20 protein-coding genes are annotated in these 21,851 nt (G+C 45.3%); 11 read left to right on the forward strand and 9 right to left on the reverse strand.

Going from position 1 to position 21,851, the window contains the following annotated elements; all coding sequences use genetic code 11:
* Nucleotides 1-72: 72 nt before the first annotated feature.
* Together MHN09_RS04545 and MHN09_RS04550 are read right to left on the reverse strand one after the other, a co-directional pair.
* Nucleotides 73-1,197: a beta-ketoacyl-ACP synthase III gene (locus MHN09_RS04545; RefSeq protein ID WP_014977238.1), complete on the reverse strand. Its 1,125-nt coding sequence runs from the start codon at nt 1,195-1,197 to the stop codon at nt 73-75.
* Nucleotides 1,198-1,604: 407 nt separating this feature from the next.
* Nucleotides 1,605-3,407, reverse strand: a complete 1,803-nt coding sequence (locus MHN09_RS04550; protein WP_156078751.1) for a choice-of-anchor I family protein — start codon at nt 3,405-3,407, stop codon at nt 1,605-1,607.
* 502 nt (nt 3,408-3,909) lie between these two features.
* Between MHN09_RS04550 and MHN09_RS04555 the strand changes: the two genes are divergently transcribed.
* Complete coding sequence (locus tag MHN09_RS04555) at nt 3,910-4,707, forward strand: M48 family metallopeptidase (RefSeq protein WP_156086824.1); 798 nt, start codon at nt 3,910-3,912, stop codon at nt 4,705-4,707.
* A 144-nt stretch (nt 4,708-4,851) separates the two neighbouring features.
* Here MHN09_RS04555 and MHN09_RS04560 read toward each other — a convergent pair whose 3' ends face one another.
* Nucleotides 4,852-5,694, reverse strand: coding sequence for a mechanosensitive ion channel domain-containing protein (locus tag MHN09_RS04560; RefSeq protein WP_014950457.1), 843 nt, complete (start codon nt 5,692-5,694; stop codon nt 4,852-4,854).
* A gap of 908 nt (nt 5,695-6,602) precedes the next feature.
* Here MHN09_RS04560 and MHN09_RS04565 point away from each other — a divergent pair.
* From MHN09_RS04565 to ruvX, 4 genes are all read left to right on the forward strand, one after another.
* The gene (locus MHN09_RS04565) at nt 6,603-7,331 is read left to right on the forward strand and encodes a 16S rRNA (uracil(1498)-N(3))-methyltransferase (protein ID WP_014980069.1); all 729 of its coding nucleotides are present in this window, start codon (nt 6,603-6,605) and stop codon (nt 7,329-7,331) included.
* 138 nt (nt 7,332-7,469) lie between these two features.
* Complete coding sequence (gene gshB, locus MHN09_RS04570; RefSeq protein ID WP_049586041.1) at nt 7,470-8,423, forward strand: glutathione synthase; 954 nt, start codon at nt 7,470-7,472, stop codon at nt 8,421-8,423.
* 128 nt (nt 8,424-8,551) lie between these two features.
* Complete coding sequence (locus tag MHN09_RS04575; protein WP_014950460.1) at nt 8,552-9,118, forward strand: YqgE/AlgH family protein; 567 nt, start codon at nt 8,552-8,554, stop codon at nt 9,116-9,118.
* Entirely contained in the window at nt 9,111-9,542 is a 432-nt protein-coding gene (gene ruvX, locus MHN09_RS04580; protein ID WP_014980071.1) for a Holliday junction resolvase RuvX, read from the forward strand. Before MHN09_RS04575 ends, ruvX begins: the two co-directional genes overlap by 8 nt.
* 46 nt (nt 9,543-9,588) lie before the next feature.
* On the opposite strand, the gene MHN09_RS04585 is transcribed toward ruvX, so the two are convergent.
* The 3 genes from MHN09_RS04585 to MHN09_RS04595 all read right to left on the reverse strand — a co-directional run bounded on the left by MHN09_RS04585 (nt 9,589) and on the right by MHN09_RS04595 (nt 12,211).
* Complete coding sequence (locus MHN09_RS04585) at nt 9,589-9,906, reverse strand: DUF2007 domain-containing protein (protein ID WP_049586039.1); 318 nt, start codon at nt 9,904-9,906, stop codon at nt 9,589-9,591.
* A 140-nt stretch (nt 9,907-10,046) separates the two neighbouring features.
* Nucleotides 10,047-11,159 carry a PilT/PilU family type 4a pilus ATPase gene (locus MHN09_RS04590; protein ID WP_014977241.1) on the reverse strand — a complete coding sequence of 371 codons (1,113 nt, stop codon included), beginning with the start codon at nt 11,157-11,159 and terminating at the stop codon, nt 10,047-10,049.
* Nucleotides 11,160-11,167: 8 nt separating this feature from the next.
* Nucleotides 11,168-12,211: a type IV pilus twitching motility protein PilT gene (locus MHN09_RS04595; RefSeq protein ID WP_014950464.1), complete on the reverse strand. Its 1,044-nt coding sequence runs from the start codon at nt 12,209-12,211 to the stop codon at nt 11,168-11,170.
* Between the two features lie 27 nt (nt 12,212-12,238).
* Between MHN09_RS04595 and MHN09_RS04600 the strand changes: the two genes are divergently transcribed.
* The 5 genes from MHN09_RS04600 to MHN09_RS04620 all read left to right on the forward strand — a co-directional run bounded on the left by MHN09_RS04600 (nt 12,239) and on the right by MHN09_RS04620 (nt 17,367).
* A complete protein-coding gene (locus MHN09_RS04600; protein ID WP_039227916.1) occupies nt 12,239-12,925 on the forward strand; it encodes a YggS family pyridoxal phosphate-dependent enzyme in 687 nt (228 codons plus the stop codon).
* A 70-nt stretch (nt 12,926-12,995) separates the two neighbouring features.
* Complete coding sequence (gene proC / locus MHN09_RS04605) at nt 12,996-13,817, forward strand: pyrroline-5-carboxylate reductase (RefSeq protein WP_014950466.1); 822 nt, start codon at nt 12,996-12,998, stop codon at nt 13,815-13,817.
* 20 nt (nt 13,818-13,837) lie between these two features.
* Entirely contained in the window at nt 13,838-14,374 is a 537-nt protein-coding gene (locus MHN09_RS04610; RefSeq protein ID WP_239239356.1) for a YggT family protein, read from the forward strand.
* 96 nt (nt 14,375-14,470) lie between these two features.
* Nucleotides 14,471-14,944: a DUF4426 domain-containing protein gene (locus MHN09_RS04615; RefSeq protein ID WP_239239358.1), complete on the forward strand. Its 474-nt coding sequence runs from the start codon at nt 14,471-14,473 to the stop codon at nt 14,942-14,944.
* 332 nt (nt 14,945-15,276) lie between these two features.
* Nucleotides 15,277-17,367 carry an NADPH-dependent 2,4-dienoyl-CoA reductase gene (locus MHN09_RS04620; RefSeq protein WP_239239360.1) on the forward strand — a complete coding sequence of 697 codons (2,091 nt, stop codon included), beginning with the start codon at nt 15,277-15,279 and terminating at the stop codon, nt 17,365-17,367.
* On the opposite strand, the gene MHN09_RS04625 is transcribed toward MHN09_RS04620, so the two are convergent.
* From MHN09_RS04625 to MHN09_RS04635, 3 genes are all read right to left on the reverse strand, one after another.
* On the reverse strand, nt 17,364-17,699 hold the full coding sequence (locus tag MHN09_RS04625) for a VOC family protein (protein ID WP_014950470.1): 336 nt from the start codon (nt 17,697-17,699) through the stop codon (nt 17,364-17,366). The two genes, MHN09_RS04620 and MHN09_RS04625, sit on opposite strands and share 4 nt — an antisense overlap.
* A 315-nt stretch (nt 17,700-18,014) precedes the next feature.
* Nucleotides 18,015-19,859 (reverse strand): DUF885 domain-containing protein, encoded by a 1,845-nt coding sequence (locus MHN09_RS04630; RefSeq protein ID WP_131138298.1) that lies wholly within the window; start codon nt 19,857-19,859, stop codon nt 18,015-18,017.
* Nucleotides 19,860-20,093: 234 nt separating this feature from the next.
* Complete coding sequence (locus MHN09_RS04635; protein WP_069944780.1) at nt 20,094-20,735, reverse strand: glutathione S-transferase family protein; 642 nt, start codon at nt 20,733-20,735, stop codon at nt 20,094-20,096.
* 419 nt (nt 20,736-21,154) lie between these two features.
* Here MHN09_RS04635 and sodC point away from each other — a divergent pair, with 419 nt between their 5' ends.
* Complete coding sequence (gene sodC, locus MHN09_RS04640; RefSeq protein ID WP_239239362.1) at nt 21,155-21,721, forward strand: superoxide dismutase [Cu-Zn] SodC; 567 nt, start codon at nt 21,155-21,157, stop codon at nt 21,719-21,721.
* Nucleotides 21,722-21,851: the final 130 nt, after the last annotated feature.

Consider the following 21,851-nt stretch of genomic DNA (forward strand, 5'->3'; position numbering starts at 1 on the left):
ACCTTCGATATACAGCACATAACGTTTTCAGCTAGGTACGGTGCGCAGGCATCGCCCGCGCTATGATAAAAACTATCGTTTACGGATCACTAGTGAGCCAATTGAATACCCTGCACCGAAAGAGCAAAGTACTCCCACGTCACCGGCAACCAGGTCTTCATGGTTTAAACCAAAAGCAATCACAGAACCCGCAGAAGCCGTGTTGGCATACTCGTCCAACACAATTGGCGCTTCGGTACGGTCAGCATCGCGACCTAACAGGCGTTTGCAAATCAAGGTGTTCATATTGATATTAGCTTGGTGAAGCCACCAACGCTTGACGCCTTCTGGCGTAATGTCGTGACTCGCTAAATGCGCTTCAATATGCGCTGCTGCCAATGGACACACTTCCTTGAAAACTTTGCGACCCGCTTGATGGAACAGCTTATCAGGTCCATACGGATCAACGTCTTCGGCACGTGTCATGTAGCCAAAATTAGAACGAATATTGTTTGAGAATTTCGTCAATGCCTTGGTGCTTAGCACGTCGTATACGTGCTCACTTTTGGCGGTTTCAGCAAGCTCAAGCACCGTCGCCGTAGCCACATCGCCAAAAATAAAGTGACTGTCGCGATCAGCGTAGTTAATTTGCGGTGAGACCAACTCAGGGTTAATAACCAACACGCGAGTCGCATTTTTCGCGCTCAGCATTTCATAGGCGCGATGCATACCGAACGTTGCTGCAGAACAAGCAACTAGCATATCGAAACCAAACCCTTCAATATTAAGAGCTTCTTGTACTTCAATTGCAATCGCAGGATAAGCACGCTGGGTGTATGCACACGACACAATCACAGCATCAATTTCATCGGCCGTAACATTGGCGGATGCCAGAGCTAACTTGGCCGCTTCGACGGCAATTTCGGCTTGGTGAGAAAGTTCGTCATCTGCTCGAGGGGCAATCTTAGGCTTCATTCGAGTGATGTCTAGCGCACCCTCTTTTTGATAGATGTAGCGACTTTTAATTCCTGATGCTTTTTCGATGAACTCTGCACTTGAATAAGGCATTGCTGCTACATCACCTGATTCGATTTGCGCTTTATTTTCTTCGTTAAACGCATCTACGTAAGCATTGTAGCTATCTACGAGCTCTTCGTTAGTTATACTGTCTTTAGGGTGCCATACACCCACACCACTAATCACAACTTGCTGAGACATAGGCATTCTCTATTATTTGATAGCACTATGGCGGTATTGAGCATTGCGTTACTCTGTGTCCTAAACGCATCTATACCAGTGCAATTGAGCCTAATCGTATTTACCTTAAAAAATACGACTGCGTTTTATGGGTTATAGCTTACCTTAATCCTTAAACGGTGTAACCATTGCGAACGCAAGGAAAGCTCTATTCCTCCGTTTAATACCAGTCCGCATAGATAATTACCCACTCAGCGAGACTTAAAATGTTCGTAATCGTGGCGTGTTTTCGCAGGTATAGTGGCTCTACATCAAGGTGACACAACAAAGAGTAAGGACATTTAAAACTCGCCCTTCGGGAAGGTCTGGCAAGCTTCCAATAAAAAACCCCGCTTCAAAGCGGGGTTTCATGTAATCAACGCGGGAGCTTACAGCTGGTTGATTTGCCACACCGTTACTGTGCCGCTAACTTCGTTGCCTACAACAAGAAGAGGCACACCGCTTGGGCTGTCTTCAGCGCTAACAAAAACCAGGCTTTCTGGCGCTAGGTCACCAATGACATCGTCGCTTGTCAAACCTTCGGTTAGGTCACGGTTAATTACATATTCTGCAAATTGAACGTCATAAGGGTTAGTAACGTCGTATACGAAAATACCGCCCATGCGCTCTGTGCCGATAAACGCGTAAGTGCGATCGCCAACTTGACCCACGGTTAACGCTTCTGGCTCTGGACCTTTATTCTCTGAGCGCGAGTCGCTTGCATTTTCATCGTCACCATTGTTGAACTGCGCCCCATGAACCGACGCTGTAATACGTTCAAAATCATCACCCGAGTCATAAACCACTAAACCATTTTGATCCCAGATAGTGAATGAACGTGCACCGTAAGCGTACGCTGCATCGTACTCTCCGTTTCCGTCAGCATCACCCATAGCTGAAGTTACACGTAAGTCGTCCGCTTCACCTGTCGCCTGTAGCATAGCTAATTCAGAGTTGGCGGCAGCGGTAAGATCTTCTACTTTAACTTCGTCTGTATAAGCTAGACAGCCATCATCTTCGTCAAAATCAACACCACCTGCAGCAGTACATGCCGCCTCATCAGCAGCGTCAAAGAAGTACTCACGGGCATCGCCTTCGTTAGCGGTAAGAATGAAAGTCGCATCCTTCCACGTAAAATTAGCAATGGTATCAGGCTGGTATACACCATAAATACCTGTGTACTGACCAAAACTCACCGCATCATTTTCTTGGATATCAATATTAAGTCCAGCCCAAGACTTAGTTCCTAGGCCGACGACATCTACCGTTAACTCTTCCAAGTCAATAATCGCAAGGCCATTGTTTTCCTGAAGACTAACGTATGCAACGTCGTTAGTAGCGGTGATGTATTCTGGTTCCAGATCTTTCGCTACCGTTGAGGTAATCGCTGTGCCGTTAATCGTGCGTCCTGCTGGGTTAGGAAACATCATTCCCTGCGCCATCAAGTCTGCTTCAGTACCGTTTAGAGCAGTAAAGCCAACGGTCGTCCCCGTTTCTTCTGGCTCACCACTTGCTAGAATATTAATGACGCTAACAGAACCTTCAGGGTCAATGGTATAGTCATCAGAAGGCTCACCCTCGTTCGCTACCAACACTTTGCCACCATCCGGCGTAAAAGTGACCATATCCGGTAGTGCACCAACCTCGACAGAATCCAAAAAGGCTGGAGCAGAACTGTCTAGCCCGTTGTAGAACAACACATAACCGTTATCAGTTTTAACGTCTGCAGGTACAGCAACAGCCATAAGGTCACCGCTAACCGCAATGCTTGTTAAGCTACCTAAAGTCACACCATTTATATCGGCAGGCAGTGCGATAGTGGTAAGCGTTAGCGTAGTGGTGTTTATCGGATCAGCCATAGTAGCCGTGTTTACGCTAGAGGCATCAATAACTGCTATTGTATTCGTCTCGCCGTTTGTCGCGTAAATCGTATTGGTCTCAGCGTGGTACTGAACAATTTCTGCGGCCGTTTGATTGCCTAAGAAAGCACGACCAACGATATCCATTGCAATGCCGATTGACGCATCGGTACCATCACTTCCGTCTGTCCCTGGGTCACCTTGTTCACCCTGAGGTCCTTGAGCTCCTGTTTCGCCCTGCGCACCGTCGTCACCATCAAGGCCACATCCCGTGAGCGCCGCTGATACTAAAAATGCAAGTAACCCGTATTTAAACTTATTACGCACTGCCATTTGATTTCCTTTTTATTTGTATTTTTGTCGTACGTTATGAGGCTCGAGAAACCCAAGGATTTTTCCACCTTGTTCTCGCAAAGCGAAGGAAGAAAACAGGGATCCCTAACCTTAGTACACCAGAAATTTTATGTAACTTCTATGTATAAATTAGAATCAGTTTATGACACAAATATTAAATAGGCAAAAGCGCGTAACTTTTCTATAACAATAGATGGCACACACGCCGCTTTAAATATGGACAGCACGGAGCAGTAGGCTCAAAGTAATCACACTTCGTTCATGCAATTGTAAGCATATATTTCAAATATCCTAACGCGTGTAAGGAAAAACGGTTTAGCTTAACAGCGGAACACGCTTCGCTTTTTCAAAGGTATAGTTTTATTTATAAGCACTATCTGATACTAATATTGCCAAATAGACGTATAAACTGAATGGGATAGTGCTTTAGCGCGCAAAAGTGAGCGAAGCGAGAACATTCAGTGATAAAAAAGGATTAACCATGAAATTGAAATTCACAGCTTCGGCAGTTATTGCCGCAGCGCTTACTTTAACAGCCTGTGCAACATCTCCTACGGGTAGAAATCAAGTGTTGCTCTATTCTGAAACTCAGCTCGCGCAAATGGGTGATCAGGCATTCACGGGCATGAAAGAAGAATTAAAAATTTCGAATAAAGCGGTTCAAAATTCTTACGTAGAATGCGTTGCAAATGCCATCACTGCTCAAGTACCAGCCACGGTATTCAATGGTCAATGGGAAGTCGTTGTATTCGACGATGAACAAGTTAACGCATTTGCGCTACCCGGTGGAAAAATTGGTGTCTATACAGGCTTGCTCAATGTTGCAGAAAACCAGCATCAACTTGCTGCTGTCATTGGCCATGAAGTAGGTCATGTTATTGCAGAGCATGGTAATGAGAGAATGTCGCAGTCAACATTGATAAATATGGGCAGTCAGGCGGTAGGCCAAGTTTTAGCCGCGAATGAAGTGCCTCAGTCGGGTCCCATCATGGCTGCGATCGGATTAGGTGTTCAAGTCGGTGTCCAACTTCCTTTTAGCCGAACTCATGAATCTGAAGCCGATGTCATTGGTCTTCAGCTAATGGCGAAGTCTGGGTTTGACCCAAGACAATCTGTAAACTTGTGGGAAAACATGGACGCAGCAAGCGGCGGCAACCGCCCAATGGAACTTTTGTCGACTCACCCAGCACCTCAAACCAGAATTGATAATTTACAAGCGAACATGCCTAACGCCTATGCAGACTATCAAGCTACTGCTTACCGCCCGAACTGTCGCTAAAAGTAAGTAATACCATTTCGTATAGGTCATTACCCGCTCATCGAGAGTTAAAATGTTCGTAATCGCGGCGTGTTACTTCGCACTTAATCTTAGGATAAAAAAAACGCTGCGAAATGCAGCGTTTTTTGTTTGAAACCAACGAAATTATTCGCTGTCTGCTTTGTGAAGATGTACATCCATTTGTGGGAATGGAATTGAAATACCCTCTTCATCAAAACGCAGTTTAACGTTTTCAGTGAAGTCGAATTTAACACCCCAGAAATCGGCAGAATTCACCCATGGACGAACAATAAAGTTCACGCTGCTGTCGGCCAGTTCAGATACTGCAATTTTAGGCGCTGGCTCTGCAAGAATACGCTCATCAGCCGCCACCATTTCTTCAAGAATTCTTTTCGCTTTAAGAAGGTCAGCGTCGTAACCAATACCAACAACCATGTCTACACGACGCGTGTCTCTTGCTGAATAGTTAGTGATGTTGCCACCGTAGATGTTGCCATTAGGAACAATAATTTCTTTATTGTCTGGTGTGTTCATTGTTGTGGTGAAAATACCAATCTTAACAATAGAACCAGCAGTACCTGCAGCTTCGACAAAATCACCCGCTTTAAATGGTTTGAAAACTAGAAGCATTACGCCAGCTGCGAAGTTCTTAAGCGAGTCTTGCAATGACAAACCAATAGCTAAACCAGCAGCACCTAATATAGCAACTAATGACGTTGTATCTACGCCTAGCTGATCAAGCGAAGCGACAATAACAAACAGCATTAAAATGGCGCTAAGGATAGCTTCCAGGAAGTCCACTAGCATGTTGTCGTATTTAGACTTGGCCATTAGGCGTCTAAATACAGATAAAATGAATCCAACTACGATCCTACCTATTACATAAATCGCGATTGCCATCAGAATGTTAATCCCCCACGGGATGGCGTAATCGTTTATGTACCTTTCAACATCGCTTGCAGAAAAAAGCGAAAGTTTTTCTTCCATAATATAATCCTTGTCATGGTTAGTTGATAATTGCTCAAATAAGGTAGCAGCTATTTTATTTAAGACCAATGTAATATGGCCTCAAACACAGTAAATTTGCTCTAAAGTCTAAGCTACATGGGTGTTTAAAAACGTTAGCATTATACAAAAGTAGTGGAAATTTATCTGTTTTACTTTAGGACTTACTGACCTTTTCTGTATATTTTTGCAGCGTTTTTTTTGCCATCTAGGCAAGGCGGATGTTTGACGGTGTAGTGGCTCTAAATCGACAAGTTTCTATCCCGTTTAGGTGGCACACAGGCGCTAGAATAAAAAAGCAAAAAATGAACGCTTTTTCTTCACTTGTCACACGCTTGTCACTCAACAAGCGCATTCTTCATCACGAAGCTTAAATATGCTTTGTGATTCTTTTCCATTTTTTGGAAGTTACCGAGTTATAAGACATTTTTTTTGATGATTTTTTAGCCATAAAGTTTTAGACTAAAGTTTCATGAAAGTTGACTTTTCACTACGCCTCATCAGTGTGTGTTGAGCAACTTCATGAAGGAGCTTTAGCAAACTATGTCACGTAAAGGATTAACGCATGTTGCTTCTCATAACCCTGTTTTCGGTGGTTTTGTGTTTATTTTTATATTCACTGCGCACCGATAAAGGAAAACATACTAAGTACGCAAGAGCGGACCACCGCCCAGCAGCCCAATCGAAGTCTTCATCCAACGTGTTGAAATCTACTTCGAGCAACTCTTCGCCTTCCGCGGCCTAGAGAGTGAGTCATGTGATTCTTAAATAGGCAGCATGCTGTCGTTTGCGTAAGTTTTTGCATATTTACTTACGCGATGTTGTCGACAGCATTGCAACCTGTATCCACACACGTATTATACGCGTTAAAACTACACATCTGATTTGTTATGCGTATACCAAGAGTTTATTACCCCAATCCAATCCCGTTAGAACAAGAGTTTGAGTTAACTGAAGACGCTGGTCATCACATCGCGACGGTACTGCGCATAAAGCCCAATCGCCCTATTGTGCTTTTTAATGGCGACGGCAATGAATACAGTGCGCAAATCATTAGCGTTCAAAGAAAAAAAGTGACGGTTGAAGCCGACGCTTGTTTATCGCTAGCGAAAGAGTCCCCGCTTCATTTGCACTTAGGTCAAGGTGTATCTAAAGGCGATAGAATGGATACCGTGCTACAAAAAAGCGTGGAACTTGGCGTATCAGAAATAACGCCCGTGATCACTGAACGCTGTACGGTTAAACTCGACGAGTCACGCTGGGAAAAGAAAATTCAGCAATGGCAGAAGATCATTATTGGCGCCTGTGAACAAAGCGGTCGCAACATTATTCCCGCGCTCAACGCCCCGGTTAGTCTTAATCAATGGTTGTCGTCTTCAACCAATACCACAAGATTAGTTCTCGCACCTGGCGCAGAGCAAAGCTTGGCAAGACAACCTTATAATGCTCAAGGCTTTCGTTTGCTTATTGGCCCTGAAGGTGGGTTATCTGAAACAGAAATTCATCAGGCAAACGAAAACGGCTATCAGTCGGTAAGTTTGGGCCCACGTATTTTGCGCACCGAGACAGCAGCGATTACAAGCCTAAGTATTCTTCAAGCTCAGCACGGCGACTTCTAAGTCAGTATTTTAGGCAGCTCTAGAACCAGCATAGTGCTAGCTCAGTAACTTGAAGAATTCAGGTGTGCCCCCATATAAGTTTACAATCAGCTAGGCCATCTGAGCCGGCATTTTATCAACATTCAAGGTGAAAACATTATGCAATATACCGTTGGCGTAATTATGGACCCCATCGCGAGCATTAAGCCACATAAAGATACAAGCTTTGCGATGATGCTTGAAGCTCAGCGCCGCGGTGCAAAGGTTGTATATTTTGAATTAAAAGACCTGTATTTAGACAATGGTAAGCCTATGGGTTTAGGTAAAACCGTATCGGTCAAGGATCAAGCTACAGATTTCTACACCATTGAAGACGAGTCTACGTTGTATTTAGGCGACGTTGATGTGTTACTCATGCGCAAAGATCCTCCTTTTGACAGCGAGTTTTTGTATGCGACTCAGGTGCTGTCGCTTGCGCAGGACGCGGGAGCGCTAGTTGTGAATAACCCTCAAGCGCTTCGCGACTACAACGAGAAGTTGTTTACGTCATACTTCCCAGAACACATTCCCAATACCTTAGTCACGAACAACCAAGCGCTTATCCGTGAGTTTCACGCCAAGCACCAAGACATTATTTGCAAACCCTTAGACGGTATGGGTGGCGCGTCTATCTTTAGAGTGAAGCCTGATGGCAATAACTTAGGCGTTATTATTGAAACCCTAACCAAGTTAGGCACGCGCTACATGATGGTGCAAGAGTACCTTCCAGAGATTAAAGACGGCGACAAGCGCGTACTCATCGTTGATGGCGAAGTCATGCCGTACTGCTTAGCGCGACTGCCTACAAAAGGGGAAACCAGAGGTAACCTAGCCGCTGGCGGTACAGGACGCCCTCAGCCAATCTCAGATTCTGACCGCGCCCTAGCCGAAGCCATCGCGCCAACACTCAAGGAAAATAACATTTTATTTGTAGGACTTGATGTTATTGGCAGCAAAATTACTGAAATAAACATTACTAGCCCAACTTGCGTAAGAGAAATAGAAGCAGCTTACGATGTTAATATAATGGGTGCGCTGTTTGACGCCATTGAAAAGCGCTTAGCCAGTAAATAAAGTAAGGTTGTATTGGTAACACAGTGCAGTTTGTATTGTAGAAAGCAAATATGAGTGGATAGAGCGCCTTTAGCTTCAATAGTGTAAAGGCCCTTACAGAGCAAAAGATAGTAGATAAAAGACAAACTATGACGGAATTAAAAAGCCTACAAAATCATTTTCTGGTCGCGATGCCTAGTTTGGACGATCCGTACTTTTCTCGCTCACTCATTTATATTTGTGAACACAACGCTGAAGGTGCTATGGGTATTGTAGTAAATCAGCCCTCTACCATGAACGTGAAGCAGCTTCTTGAGCAGACTGACAAAGAACTCACTGTGTCTGACGACAAAGCAGAGCAAATCGTGCTGGCTGGCGGTCCTGTAAGCCAAGAGCGAGGATTTGTGCTGCACTCGTCGCAAAGAGAGTGGGCATCTAGCTTAAAGCTTGCACCAGGGGTTATGGTGACCACCTCCAAGGACATTTTGACTGCTATTGCCAATGATGAAGGCCCTGAAGACGTTTTGATTGCTTTGGGGTACGCGGGCTGGACAGCCGGTCAGCTTGAGAAGGAAATGCAGGAAAACGCATGGCTCACCATCGAAGCTGACGAAGAAATTCTGTTTAACACGCCTATGCACAAGAAATGGCAAGCAACAGTAAATAAACTCGGTGTGGATGTATGGCAGCTAGCACCGGGAGCGGGACATGCCTGATATAGGAAATCGTACGGTACTTGCGTTTGATTTTGGTACCAAAAGCATTGGCGTGGCGGTAGGTCAGGAAATTACCGGTACGGCTTCCCCTCTTGCAGCGCTGAAGGCACGAGACGGTATTCCTGACTGGACGTTAATAGAAAAGCTTTACGAAGAATGGCAACCGCATATCGTGGTGGTGGGTTTACCGCTTAATATGGATGGTACTGAGCAGGAGATGACTCAACGCGCCCGCAAATTTGCAAACCGTCTACATGGGCGTTTTAAAGTGGCCGTTGACACCTGTGATGAGCGACTGACTACCACAGACGCTAAAGCCATGCTGTTTGAGTTAGGTGGCTATAAGAAACTGACTAAAGATAAGGTTGATAGTGTGTCGGCCTGTGTAATATTCGCTAGCTGGAGCGAGAGTCAGTACGAATAATTGTTAAGGCCTGTTGACCTTTGTATGCTGCTGGCTCTTGCTGTTATTATTTTTCTGCCCCACACTGCCAGCAGACATCAAAAGCAGCGCCGTTTTGTTCACTGCACTCACCGCAAATCCAGTCTTCACTAGATAATGCCTTATCGTTTGATTTTTGAATGAAGAGCTCAATAACTTTCGACGCTCTTGCATACCAGCTATCGTCAACAAGCCACACTTCCTGCTGAGAATCTTGCCAAGGCAGCTCTCCGATTGCGCCACTGGCAAACTCATTTTTTACCATATAAGGAATAGATAAAGCGTCAAGCTCGCTGCGAACCGCTTGAAGTTCAAAAGCGTCTTGTGAAGTGAAGAGTTTTTTCAATGGCTACCCTCTTGTTAAACACAAAAGCAGCCCGTGGGCTGCTCATCATGCGAGAAAAACGTGTCTCTCTACTGCTTTATTTCAGTAAGCGTTTCAAATGCAGCTCCCCCTAAAGGGATTTCAGCAGAAAGCGAAAGCAATTAGTCATCCATATCAATAGATACATTTGACAGTGTACCTAAGCTAGAACCGTCGCTGGTATCAAGCTTGATCATTAAGCGCAGGTCATTAGGCGAGTCGGCGTGGTGCAGCGCTTGGTCCATATCAATCTTACCCGCTTTGTACAAATCATACAGGGCCATATCAAAGCTCTGCATGCCCTGCTCTTTGCCTTTTTTCATTGCTTCTTTTAACGCGCCTATTTCATTGCGCTGTATTAGGTCGCGCACTAGCGGCGAATTAAGCAGTATTTCTATTGCCGCAACCCTACCCTTGCCGTCTGGCGTTGGTACTAGTTGCTGCGCAACAATGGCGCGGATGTTTAAGCTTAAGTCAAAGCGCAACTTATCGTGCTGATCTTTCGGCGCTAAATGCATAATACGTTCAATAGCTTGGTTCGCATTGTTAGCGTGCAGCGTAGCCACACACAAATGCCCGGTATCAGCAAACGACATGGCATATTCCATGGTTTCCATTGAACGAATTTCACCAATAAGAATGACATCAGGCGCCTGACGTAGCGAACTTTTAAGGGCGTCGTCGAAAGACTGAGTATCTATGCCCACCTCGCGCTGGGTAATAACACAGTTTTTATGCTCATGAACAAACTCAATGGGGTCTTCAATAGTCAGTATATGCCCGTGCGAATTTTCATTTCTATGTCCAATAAGCGCAGCCAGTGACGTGGACTTACCCGTGCCTGTTCCACCTACAAATAGAACCAGACCGCGCTTAGCCATAATAATTTCTTTTAATACTCGCGGCAGACCCAAATCATCAGCTTTCGGAATTTGAGTAACGATGCGGCGAATCACCATGCCCGCTTGGTCACGCTGCCAAAATGCGGAACAGCGGAAACGACCAATGCCCTCTCGTACTATGGCGAAGTTACACTCTTTGGTGGTGTGAAACTCATTCTGCTGTTTTTCGGTCATCGCTTCGTGAACCAGCGCCAGCGATGCCTCTTCCGATGTTGCACTTTCCGTCACTGGCGTAAGTTTGCCGTTAATTTTGGCGCTTACGGGGAATCCCGCCGTTACGAACAAATCCGATGCGTTGGTATCGACCATTTTTTGAAGTAATGAATCTAACATGATGGCCTCTAGAAACTGTTCATCGACTGTTTATCAACTGACTTTGCAGCGGCGTCTTGTTTAGTAATAACACCCATCGCCACTAAGCGCTGAAGACACTGATCCATGGTTTGCATACCATGAGCCTGACCCGTTTGAATAACCGAGTACATTTGCGGCACTTTATCTTCGCGAATAAGGTTACGAATAGCGGGGATCCCCACCATAATTTCATGGGCAGCAACCCGGCCTCCGCCTACTTTCTTAAGCAGTGTCTGTGAAATTACCGCGCGCAATGATTCAGACAACATAGAGCGCACCATGGCTTTTTCTTCTGCCGGGAAAACGTCAATGATGCGGTCAATGGTTTTTGGCGCAGAGTTGGTGTGTAGTGTGCCGAATACTAAGTGGCCGGTTTCAGCAGCTGAAATGGCAAGGCGTATGGTCTCTAGGTCACGTAGCTCACCGACTAGAATAACGTCAGGGTCTTCACGAAGTGCCGAGCGCAGAGCGTTATTAAACGAGTGTGTGTCGCGGTGTACTTCCCGTTGGTTTACCAAGCTAAGCTTGTTGTCATGCACGAATTCGATAGGGTCTTCAATGGTAAGAATGTGCTCGCGCTTATGGGTGTTGATATGGTCGACCATGGCCGCAAGCGTGGTACTTTTACCCGAGCCGGTAGCGCCTGTCACAAGTACAATGCCGGTAGGCTGATTTATAATTTCCTTGAAAATTTCAGGCGCGCCAAGGTCGTCTAAGGTTAATACTTTACTGGGGATAGTACGTAATACTGCCGCGGCGCCTCGGTTTTGCACAAACGCGTTAACACGAAAGCGCGACAAGCCATTAACTTCGAAAGAAAAATCGGTTTCCAGGTTTTCTTCGTATTCTTTGCGCTGCATGTCATTCATAATCTCATAAACGAGACCATGTACTTGCTTGTGATCGAGGGCTGGCACATTCAGTTTACGCATTTCGCCATCTACACGAATTATTGGTGGTAGGCCCGCTGATAAGTGTAAATCTGAGGCGTTATTCTTAACACTGAAAGCCAAAAGTTCGGTAATATCCACAACCACTTCTCCAAAACAAGGTGAATAATGCAAACAATAGCAGAAAGACTAGATTCCGCACGAAAAGGAATAGACCAAGCCGCTACCAGTGCACATCGTCCACCAAATTCCGTTAAATTGCTAGCGGTTAGCAAAACAAAACCCGTATCAGATATCATGGAAGCGTATGAAGCCGGACAACGTATGTTCGGCGAAAATTACGTGCAGGAAGGTGTTGAAAAGGTTCAGGAACTTTCTCACTTAAGCGATATAGAGTGGCACATGATTGGTCCAATCCAATCGAATAAAACCAAAGTGGTAGCCGAACACTTTGATTGGGTTCAGTCTGTAGATAGAGAAAAAATTGCTCGTCGCTTAAACGAACAGCGGCCTGACTCTATGCCGCCGTTAAACGTGTGCATTCAGGTTAATATTGATGACGAAGAGAGTAAGTCAGGGGTAGCCCTAAGTGAATTAGATGCGCTAGTGGAGTTTATTAACTCTCAAAAGCACCTGACCTTGCGTGGACTAATGGCCATTCCCAAAGCTGATCCTAGTGAAGAACAACAGCGCGCCACACTGTCTAAGCTAAAAGAATTATTCGACCACTACCATACATCATTGAGCAATTTTGATACCCTATCCGTAGGAATGAGTAGTGATATGACAGAAGCGATTCAACACGGGTCGACTATGGTGCGAATCGGTACCGCTATTTTCGGTAAGCGAAACTAGCGCGCTAATCTGAATGATAGCGCTTCGCCTCGCTACACAGACTTAAACGCAACCAACAAATAGGATTTACATGCAACAGAAAAAATTAGCATTTATTGGCGCGGGTAACATGAGCCGCAGCATCATCAGTGGGCTTATCAAATCTGGGTACGCAAAAGAAAACATCCTTGCGGCAAACCCTTCCACACCAAAGTTAGACGGCCTGAAGGCCGAGTTTGGTATTCACACCACACAATCTAATGATGAAGCCTGCCAATTCGCTGATGCCATAGTCCTTGCGGTAAAACCACAAATAATGGGCGATATGTGCGGCGAGCTTCAGAAAAACAATGACCTTTCGGGCAAGTTGTTTATGAGCATTGCAGCTGGGCTGCCGGTAGCCAGATTGCAAGAAATGCTAGGTGGTGAATACCCTGTTGTTCGTATTATGCCAAACACCCCGAGCTTGTTAGGCAAAGGCATGTCTGGGATGTATGCCGACGACACGGTTTCTGAGTCAGACAGGCAATACGTTGACGATGTAATGAACAGCGTTGGCGAAACCGTTTGGGTAGATAAAGAAGAGGGTATTAACGGTGTTATCGCCGCAGCGGGCAGCAGCCCAGCTTATTTCTTCTTGTTCTTACAAAATATGCAGGAAGAAGCCATGAACATGGGCTTTGACAAAGCGCAATCTCGCTTAATGGTTCAACAAGCCATGTTAGGCGCAGCCGAAATGGTTTGTAACAACCCAGACCTTGAATTAAGCGAGCTTCGTGCCCAAGTTACGTCTAAGGGCGGCACTACCGCAGAAGCCGTTAACACTTTCATTAATGAAGGTTTAAAAGATATTGTCAGCAAGTCGATGCGCGCCGCCGTAGCACGTGCTGAAGAAATGGCAAAACAGCTATAACGTTTTAGGAAAAACACAACATGAACGCAACGGTATTTTTGGTTGATACCTTATTTAGCCTTTATTTGATGGTGGTTATTCTGCGCCTTTGGTTACAAATGGTTCAGGCAGATTTTTATAATCCACTCAGTCAATTTGTAGTAAAAGCAACCCACCCTATCGTGGGGCCGTTGCGCCGTATTATTCCGTCAATCGGCAGGTTCGACACCGCTACCTTTGTGTTGGCGTTAGCGGTATGCGCGCTTAAGCTAATAACTCTAGGGTTAATGTTTGGCGGTAGTCTAAACCCAGTCGGCATTGCGATTTTGTCAGTAATTGGCGTGATAAAAGAAACCCTGTCGTTAATGTTCTGGGTGCTGCTGCTACGCGCTATTTTAAGCTGGGTGTCACAAGGTCAGTCTCCGGTTGACTATGTACTGTATCAGCTAACCGAGCCGTTTTTAGCGCCAATACGCAAAGTCATTCCACCATTAGGCGGTTTAGACTTATCCGTGCTTATTGCCATCATCGCATTACAGTTTCTACAGCTTCTGATCCGTGACATTTTCCCTATGTAAACAATGTCTGCTAAAGACACTATTTGTGAAAATATCGGTCATGCAGTTTGGGACATAGAGCGAAACAAGCTGTAATGGGTAAGAATCGAAAATAAGATGAAGGCAGAGGTAGTTTCTATCATGGGTAGAATAAATCAAATCAAAAAAGCTTACGTAGCACTTCTTGCGATGGCTATGTCATGCTTAAGCTTTTCCGCATTTGCCGAGCAGAAGCAAACGCTTGGTGAATGGGATGTTCACTATATGGTGGTGAGTACGCCATTTCTCACACCTGAAGTGGCGGCTAGCTACGGCATTGTAAGAAGTAAGTTTAATGCGTTGGTTAACATTTCGGTGTTAAACAAAGTTTCCGGTGAAGCGCAACGGGCAGATGTAACAGGTACGGCTAAGAATCTGTTAGGTAACTCACGTAAGCTGACTTTCAAAAAGGTGGAAGAAGGTGATGCTATCTACTACCTTGCCGTGCTGCCATTTCGCGATCAGGAAACCTTTAGGTTTGAGATTGACGTTCAAAAAGGTAGCAGCAAACAAACGCTGAAGTTTCAGCAAAAAATGTACGTTGACGAGTAATTTATAAGGCGAGCACTGCTTTAATAATACCAATATCATAAGTAAGCGCTCACCTGTAACGCACTCATGCTTGTGATGAAAAGCACTGATTAACGAAGCGAGATATCCGTTAGCCCGGTATCTCGCTTTTTTATTATGTTAAAAATAGGGTAACTGCACTTTACCAATTGAATGTGGTGGTAAATAATCAAAGCAACTGGTCGGGCAAGTTAGTGTGGTTGGATTATGTGTAACCATTAGCACTTAAATCACGAAAGACAGATGAGCACTGCGCTGCAGCAAAGAGCAACATGCACTAACTGCCTTCATAGCAAATAAAACAGAGAATAATCATGAATACGCCCTCGTCTCAGACCGTATCTCAGACAGCTACACCGCAGTCTGCCCACAATTCAGAACAACTCTCACCTTACTTCCCTAACTTATTAGCTCCGTTGGATTTGGGTTTTACTCAACTTCGCAACCGTACCCTAATGGGTTCAATGCATTTAGGTTTGGAAGAAGAGAAAGGCGGATTTGACAAACTTGCTGCGTTTTACGCTGAGCGAGCAAAAGGTGGTGCGGGGCTAATCGTAACAGGTGGTATTAGCCCTAATATTTCAGGTTGGGTAGCGCCCTTTGCTGGCAGAATGACCCGCTCTCGCCACGCGAAAAAGCACCGTGTTATTACCGACGCTGTGCATAAGGAAGACGGCAAAATTTGCATGCAAATTTTGCATTCAGGCCGTTACGGTTATCACCCACTTGCTGTTTCGGCTTCACCTATGAAGTCGCCTATTACCCCTTTTAAGCCTCGCGAACTGTCCTCACGTGGCGTAAGAAGCACAATTAAAGACTACGTAAAATGTGCAGCCCTTGCCCAGCAAGCAGGCTATGACGGCGTGGAAATTATGGGTTCTGAAGGCTACCTCATAAATCAGTTTTTCTGTGAGCGCACCAATCATAGAAATGATGAATGGGGTGGCAGCCTAGAAAATCGTGCTCGTCTGGCAATAGAAATAGTAAAAGGTGTACGCGAGAAAGTGGGCACTAACTTCATTATTATTTATCGCCTGTCTATGCTGGACTTAGTCGAAGGCGGCGCTAAGTGGGACGAGGTTGTATATTTAGCCAAAGAAATCGAAAAAGCAGGCGCTACGCTAATTAATACCGGCATTGGATGGCACGAAGCGCGGGTACCTACTATTTCCACATCGGTGCCTCGCGCGGCGTTTACCTGGATAACCGAACGCATGAAAAAAGAGGTGTCTATCCCTCTTATTACCACTAACCGTATCAATACGCCTGAAGTTGCAGAATCGGTACTCGCACAAGGCCATGCTGATATGGTATCGATGGCGCGACCTTTCTTGGCTGACGCACACTTTGTAGCGAAGGCCATGCGCAATGAGTCTAAGCTAATCAACACGTGTATTGCCTGTAACCAGGCTTGCCTAGACCATGCATTCGAACAAAAGCGTGCAAGTTGTTTGGTAAACCCACAAGCGTGCTACGAGACCGAACTTACCTTTACCCCTACTCAAAATAAGAAAAAACTAGCGGTAGTAGGCGCAGGGCCTGCGGGTTTAGCGTTTTCCATGTATGCCGCAGAGCGCGGCCACGAGGTACATCTATTTGATAAAGCCAGTGAAATTGGCGGTCAATTTAATTACGCCAAGCAAGTGCCGGGTAAAGAAGAGTTTTACGAAACCCTACGCTACTTTGACAATCAGTTAGCTCGCGTGGGCGTTACGGTTCACCTTAACACCCAAGTAAACGTAGAGAACCTCTCAAACAAGGGGTTTGATGAAGTGGTGCTAGCCACCGGTATTAATCCTCGTACGCTTACAATTGAAGGGCACGACCACCCTAAAGTGATGAGTTATTTAGACGTATTGCGCGACCACAAGCCAGTAGGCAAGAAAGTGGCTATTGTTGGCGCTGGCGGCATTGGTTTTGATGTAGCGGAATTCCTGGTAGAACACGAAAATCTAGCCAAAGATAAAGAAAAGTGGCTAGCGCACTGGGGTATAGATAAAGATTATTCTGCTCCTGGCGCACTAAAAGAAAAAGCCATAGAGCCTTCTGAGCGGGAAGTGTATCTGCTACAACGTAAAACGTCTAAAGTAGGTAAAGGGCTGGGCAAAACTACGGGCTGGATCCATAGGCAATCGTTGAAACACCACAATGTTCAAATGATAAATGGTGTGAGCTACGAGAAAGTAGACGATGAAGGCCTGCACGTGCTGATTAACGACACCCCCAAAGTATTGCCTGTCGATAACGTCATTGTATGTGCTGGTCAGGAGCCGTTTAAGCCTCTGCAACAACCTCTAGAAGAGGCAGGATTTACCGTGCACATTATCGGCGGTGCTGACGTAGCGGCTGAACTTGATGCTAAACGCGCTATCCGTCAAGGCGCTGAACTGGCAGCGCGAATTTAAAACTGATCGAACATGATAGCGTTGCCGTCCGGGTCTTTAACAATTAGATGCCCGGGGCCGCTATCGCCTTTCACAGGCACGTCTAAAGCGATGCCTTGTTCAACTAGATTTGCCTGAAGTGCCCTAACATCACTTGGGTTGAAGGTCATAATGTTATCTTCAAACATCCCTTCGAATAACCCAATCATGGTGGTGCCATTTTTCATCATTAACCATTTATCTTCCACCGAGCCGCATGAAGGCATGGCTTCAAAGCCCAAGGCCTCATAAAACGTCTTCGACTTGCTGATGTCTTTAACCGTTAAACTTAACGAAAATAGCCCTAACTCCACTTTATTCTCCCTTAAATTTCGTAACCATTGTTCACGTATACCAATCCGCATAGATAATTGCCCACTCAGAAGGCGCTGGCAAGTTTCCTAGCAAAGCGTGGGAATGCAGGAATGGCTGTTCCCTTTCAAATTCCCATATGCGGATTGGTATTATTACTCTAGTGAAGCTTTTGAACAATATCACTGCCATTAGTCGCAAAAAGAAAAAAGCCAGTAATACAGAATATTACTGGCTTTACGTCAAATATCGGCTTTTTACTGTTCTTAACCTAACGCTGATTACGCAGTAAAAAGTTTAAATAAAAATATTATTCCTTAACTTTTTTGACTAGCGATCCAGCGATCAATTTTCTGCTCAAGAATAGCAAGTGGAATGCCGCCCGTGTTTAACACTTGTGCGTGGAACTCACGGATATCGAAATCATCACCTAATGCCTTCTCCGCGCGCGCGCGCAATTCTTGAATTTTAAGCGCGCCCACTTTGTAAGATAGCGCTTGCGACGGGATCGCAATATAACGCTCTACCTCGGCAACAACTTCTGTGCGGGTCATGCCTGAGTTATCAAGCATAAAGTCGATGGCTTGTTCGCGGGTCCAACCTTTCGCGTGAATACCTGTGTCTACCACCAAACGCATGGCGCGCAACTGCTCATCTTGAAGCGTGCCATAACGATTCCATGGATCGTCAAAGAACCCCATTTCATATCCTAGCGTTTCAGAATACAGCGCCCAACCTTCACCGAAGGCTGGTAGGAAGCTAAAGCGCATGAATGAAGGTAGCGCTTCATTTTCTTGCGCCAGACTCACTTGGAAATGGTGACCTGGAGCGCCTTCGTGTAGATACAAGGTAACGTTGCCGGTGGTTAAGCGGCTAGGCAAATCGTAGGCATTAAAGTAGAAAGTACCTGGACGAGAGCCGTCTGGCGTGCCCGGCTGATATGATCCACCCGCACTGAATTGCTCGATAGCAGGGTCGTAGGGTTTGATTTCTAGCTCAGACTTCGGCAACAGTGAAAAATACTGATCAATTTTCTCATCAACTTCACGGCCAATATCGTAATAGCTCTGTGTTAGCGCTTCACGGCTTTCAGGCTTGAACTTAGGATCGGTACGTACATAGTCGAAGAATTCGTTTAATGTCCCTTCAAACTTCACTTCGTCCTTAATTTCAAGCATGTCATTTTTGATACGCTTAACTTCTTTTAAACCAAGGTTATGCAGTTCATCAGGCGTCATTGGTAGTGTCGTTGAACCTTCCACCATCAATTGATAAAGCTTTGCACCACCTTTCATATCGCTAAGGCCAATGCTTTCACGTGCAATAGGCAAATACTCATCGCGAAGGAAGTCGCGCATACGCGTGGTTGCATCGTAAATCTCTTGCGTCGCTTTCTCGTAGTCAGCGGTTAAACGGGCTTTTTCTTCGTCAGAGAAACTTTCTGGGAACATAGTAATTGGCCCCCAAAACTGTGACTCTTTAATTGGGATAGCCAGCTGAGTATCGAACTGCTTGATCACGCGATCGATTGTCAGCTTAGTTTCAAGAACACCGCTTTCCATGCCCTCGCGGAACTTTCCGATAGCGCGGTCAGAAATAGCAATGTAATCCTTATGGCGAGATAAGTTATTTTCGTAATCTTCTACTGTTTTAAATGGCGCTGCGCCCTTTCCGCTCGCAAAAGTCGGGTAGAAGGTGTGGAACCCACTGAAGTGATTAACAGGACGCACTTCCGTTAGCGCTTCAATCTCGTCGGTAGACATTTTTAGCGAGCGCTCTTCGTTGTATTTAAATACGTCGTAGGCGAGTTTATCGGTGTCGCTTAACTTACTGCGGTCAATTTGTTTAAGCTCTGACAAATTCAGCAATGTCGCTGTCTTTCCCGCTAAAGCGTGAGAGTCTGTTAAGAAGTCGCCCATTCTGTCTGCGTAACGCATGTCGCCGCGAAAAATGGCCATGATTGGGTTTAGCTCAATATCACGCTGGTCAGCGGCTGCAAATAACGCAAAAAGTTTTTCGTGCTCAGACGCTTCTTTTGACACTGAAGTACTTTTTGATGAACTCTGCACATTTGCGTTGCCGTGTTCATGTGCCACTGCTGAGCTAAGGCCCAGTGCCATGGTTACTGCACTACTTACAAGTAGTGTTTTGAATGCTTTCATTTTTTGTTCCCTTGTTATTTCTTCGCTGTTTTTGCTTATATTTCGCAAAAAAAGCGCTGTCGTTATGTGTTTTCTTGATTCTATATACCGCGTGACAAGCGCATTTAAACCTAATAATGCGTACCTGACGCCTGATATCAGGCATACCGGCTGTACAATGCAATTCAACGTTTACTTAATTAGCCACATCTTCACACGGTATCTATTCATTTAAGGTTTTTCAGGATGCACTGTTTATTCAGGCAAATGATCCATCTCTTTTCGCCACGCCCTCTCATACGCTTCACGACCTAACACACGTTGTGCGTACGCGGATACATTGTCTGTTTTACCGTCTAGCGTGATATCTAGCTTGCTACCTTTTGCCCACGCCAAAATATGACCTGCTATTATGTCGGCCATGGTAAACATGGTGCCGCATACAAATTCTTTATCGCCCAGCATAGAAGAAAATACGGGCAACACGCGCTTAAACTCCCACACCGCTACATCACGCATTTGTTCAAGTCTTTGCTCTTTGGGTAGTGCAAAGGTGTGCTTTGCCAAATTCCAAATCGGTTGCTCTAACTCATTGGTGAGAAACAACATCATTTCTTCATATTTGGCTCGCTCGAAGCTACCAGGCTCTGGAATGAATTCATGCATGCCGTGACGTTCAGCTAAAAAAGTGACGATAGCCGCCGATTCCGTCAAGGTACCTTCTGGCGTCGAAAGCGCTGGGATTTTAGAGGCAGGACTGATGGCTTTAAATCCTTCTGACAGGTGTTGCCCCTGTTTTAAGTCAACTAAGCTGTACTCAAAAGGTAAACCTAGCTCTTCCAGTGCCCATGCCACGCGAACCGAACGAGTTTTCGGATATCCGTAAAGTGTATACATACCTATGCCCTTGCTTATGTAATGTGAGCTAACTGTAAGTCGAATAGGAAAAAAGTGCTACTGCCATATTGTTACTGAGTTTTAACACTGTAACTTCTGTATGACAGTACCGCCTACTTATGGAGAGACTCCATATCCAAAGACTATATAAAGAGGCTACCTTCAAAAAGAGTGAAAATAATAAGGAAAAGCCAAAAAGATAAGGTAATGGTCGGTAACTTTTTCACGTAACCAATATAATGATTTCCGTAAATGCCAGTAGCTATGCGCTAACACACAACTCGGTTGTCGCTTCAACGCCCTAGTATTCCTAGTCTTTCGTAGTATCCCTGAGTTATGCGCCACAATGGTTCACTTTATGCTCATCTCACTTCAATGCTTTTAACAAATTCGTTAATAATTGAGTGAAGGAGAACACGATGAAGAAACGTTTACTATCTACCTTAGCAGGTTCACTGACATTAATGTTAAGTGCGAGCAGTTTCGCAGGTCATCATGATAGTGATGGAAAAGAAGTGATAATGAATAACCTGGAAACAGGGATGAGCATGGGCTCAGTAGTGGTGAGCATGGGCTCAGTAGTGGTGAGCAGTTATGATGATGACGGTGTAGTATTTACGCCAAATCTGTCAGGGTTAACCCCGGGTATTCATGGTTTTCATGTTCATCAAAATGGTGATTGTTCACCAGCAATGACAGATGGAAAAAAAGTGTTGGGCGGCGCAGCGGGCGGCCATTTCGATCCAGAAGATACCGGTAAACACCGTGCTCCTTGGTCTGAAAAGGGTCACGAGGGTGATCTACCCGTGCTTTATGTTGATGAAAATGGAAACGCAACCCAGCCTATCTTTGCACCAGAGCTTGAGTTAGATGATATTGAAGGCCGCGCTTTAATGATTCACGCAGGTGGCGACAATTACTCTGATTCACCTAAAAAGTTAGGTGGCGGTGGTGACCGCGTAGCATGTGGCGTAATTGGGAAATAAACTAACGCCACCTCATGTTATGCAATCAACATCTGTGTCGTCCTAATATAGGTTGACAGTTATTAGGCCAGCTCTCGAAGCTGGCCTTTTCTATTATGCACTGCGTTAGGCGTTTCCATATCTAATGCTA

It is taken from the genome of Alteromonas sp. MmMcT2-5 (assembly GCF_022348315.1).
In the GTDB taxonomy this organism is placed as follows: Bacteria; Pseudomonadota; Gammaproteobacteria; order Enterobacterales; family Alteromonadaceae; genus Alteromonas; species Alteromonas macleodii.

Bases quoted from the DNA above. Each gene is read 5' to 3' on its own strand.
- MHN09_RS04545 (WP_014977238.1), bottom strand. From the start codon at position 1,197: ATGTCTCAGCAAGTTGTGATTAGTGGTGTGGGTGTATGGCACCCTAAA.
- MHN09_RS04550 (WP_156078751.1), bottom strand. From the start codon at position 3,407: ATGGCAGTGCGTAATAAGTTTAAATACGGGTTACTTGCATTTTTAGTA.
- MHN09_RS04555 (WP_156086824.1), top strand. From the start codon at position 3,910: ATGAAATTGAAATTCACAGCTTCGGCAGTTATTGCCGCAGCGCTTACT.
- MHN09_RS04560 (WP_014950457.1), bottom strand. From the start codon at position 5,694: ATGGAAGAAAAACTTTCGCTTTTTTCTGCAAGCGATGTTGAAAGGTAC.
- MHN09_RS04565 (WP_014980069.1), top strand. From the start codon at position 6,603: ATGCGTATACCAAGAGTTTATTACCCCAATCCAATCCCGTTAGAACAA.
- gshB (WP_049586041.1), top strand. From the start codon at position 7,470: ATGCAATATACCGTTGGCGTAATTATGGACCCCATCGCGAGCATTAAG.
- MHN09_RS04575 (WP_014950460.1), top strand. From the start codon at position 8,552: ATGACGGAATTAAAAAGCCTACAAAATCATTTTCTGGTCGCGATGCCT.
- ruvX (WP_014980071.1), top strand. From the start codon at position 9,111: ATGCCTGATATAGGAAATCGTACGGTACTTGCGTTTGATTTTGGTACC.
- MHN09_RS04590 (WP_014977241.1), bottom strand. From the start codon at position 11,159: ATGTTAGATTCATTACTTCAAAAAATGGTCGATACCAACGCATCGGAT.
- MHN09_RS04600 (WP_039227916.1), top strand. From the start codon at position 12,239: ATGCAAACAATAGCAGAAAGACTAGATTCCGCACGAAAAGGAATAGAC.
- proC (WP_014950466.1), top strand. From the start codon at position 12,996: ATGCAACAGAAAAAATTAGCATTTATTGGCGCGGGTAACATGAGCCGC.
- MHN09_RS04610 (WP_239239356.1), top strand. From the start codon at position 13,838: ATGAACGCAACGGTATTTTTGGTTGATACCTTATTTAGCCTTTATTTG.
- MHN09_RS04615 (WP_239239358.1), top strand. From the start codon at position 14,471: ATGAAGGCAGAGGTAGTTTCTATCATGGGTAGAATAAATCAAATCAAA.
- MHN09_RS04620 (WP_239239360.1), top strand. From the start codon at position 15,277: ATGAATACGCCCTCGTCTCAGACCGTATCTCAGACAGCTACACCGCAG.
- MHN09_RS04630 (WP_131138298.1), bottom strand. From the start codon at position 19,859: ATGAAAGCATTCAAAACACTACTTGTAAGTAGTGCAGTAACCATGGCA.
- MHN09_RS04635 (WP_069944780.1), bottom strand. From the start codon at position 20,735: ATGTATACACTTTACGGATATCCGAAAACTCGTTCGGTTCGCGTGGCA.
- sodC (WP_239239362.1), top strand. From the start codon at position 21,155: ATGAAGAAACGTTTACTATCTACCTTAGCAGGTTCACTGACATTAATG.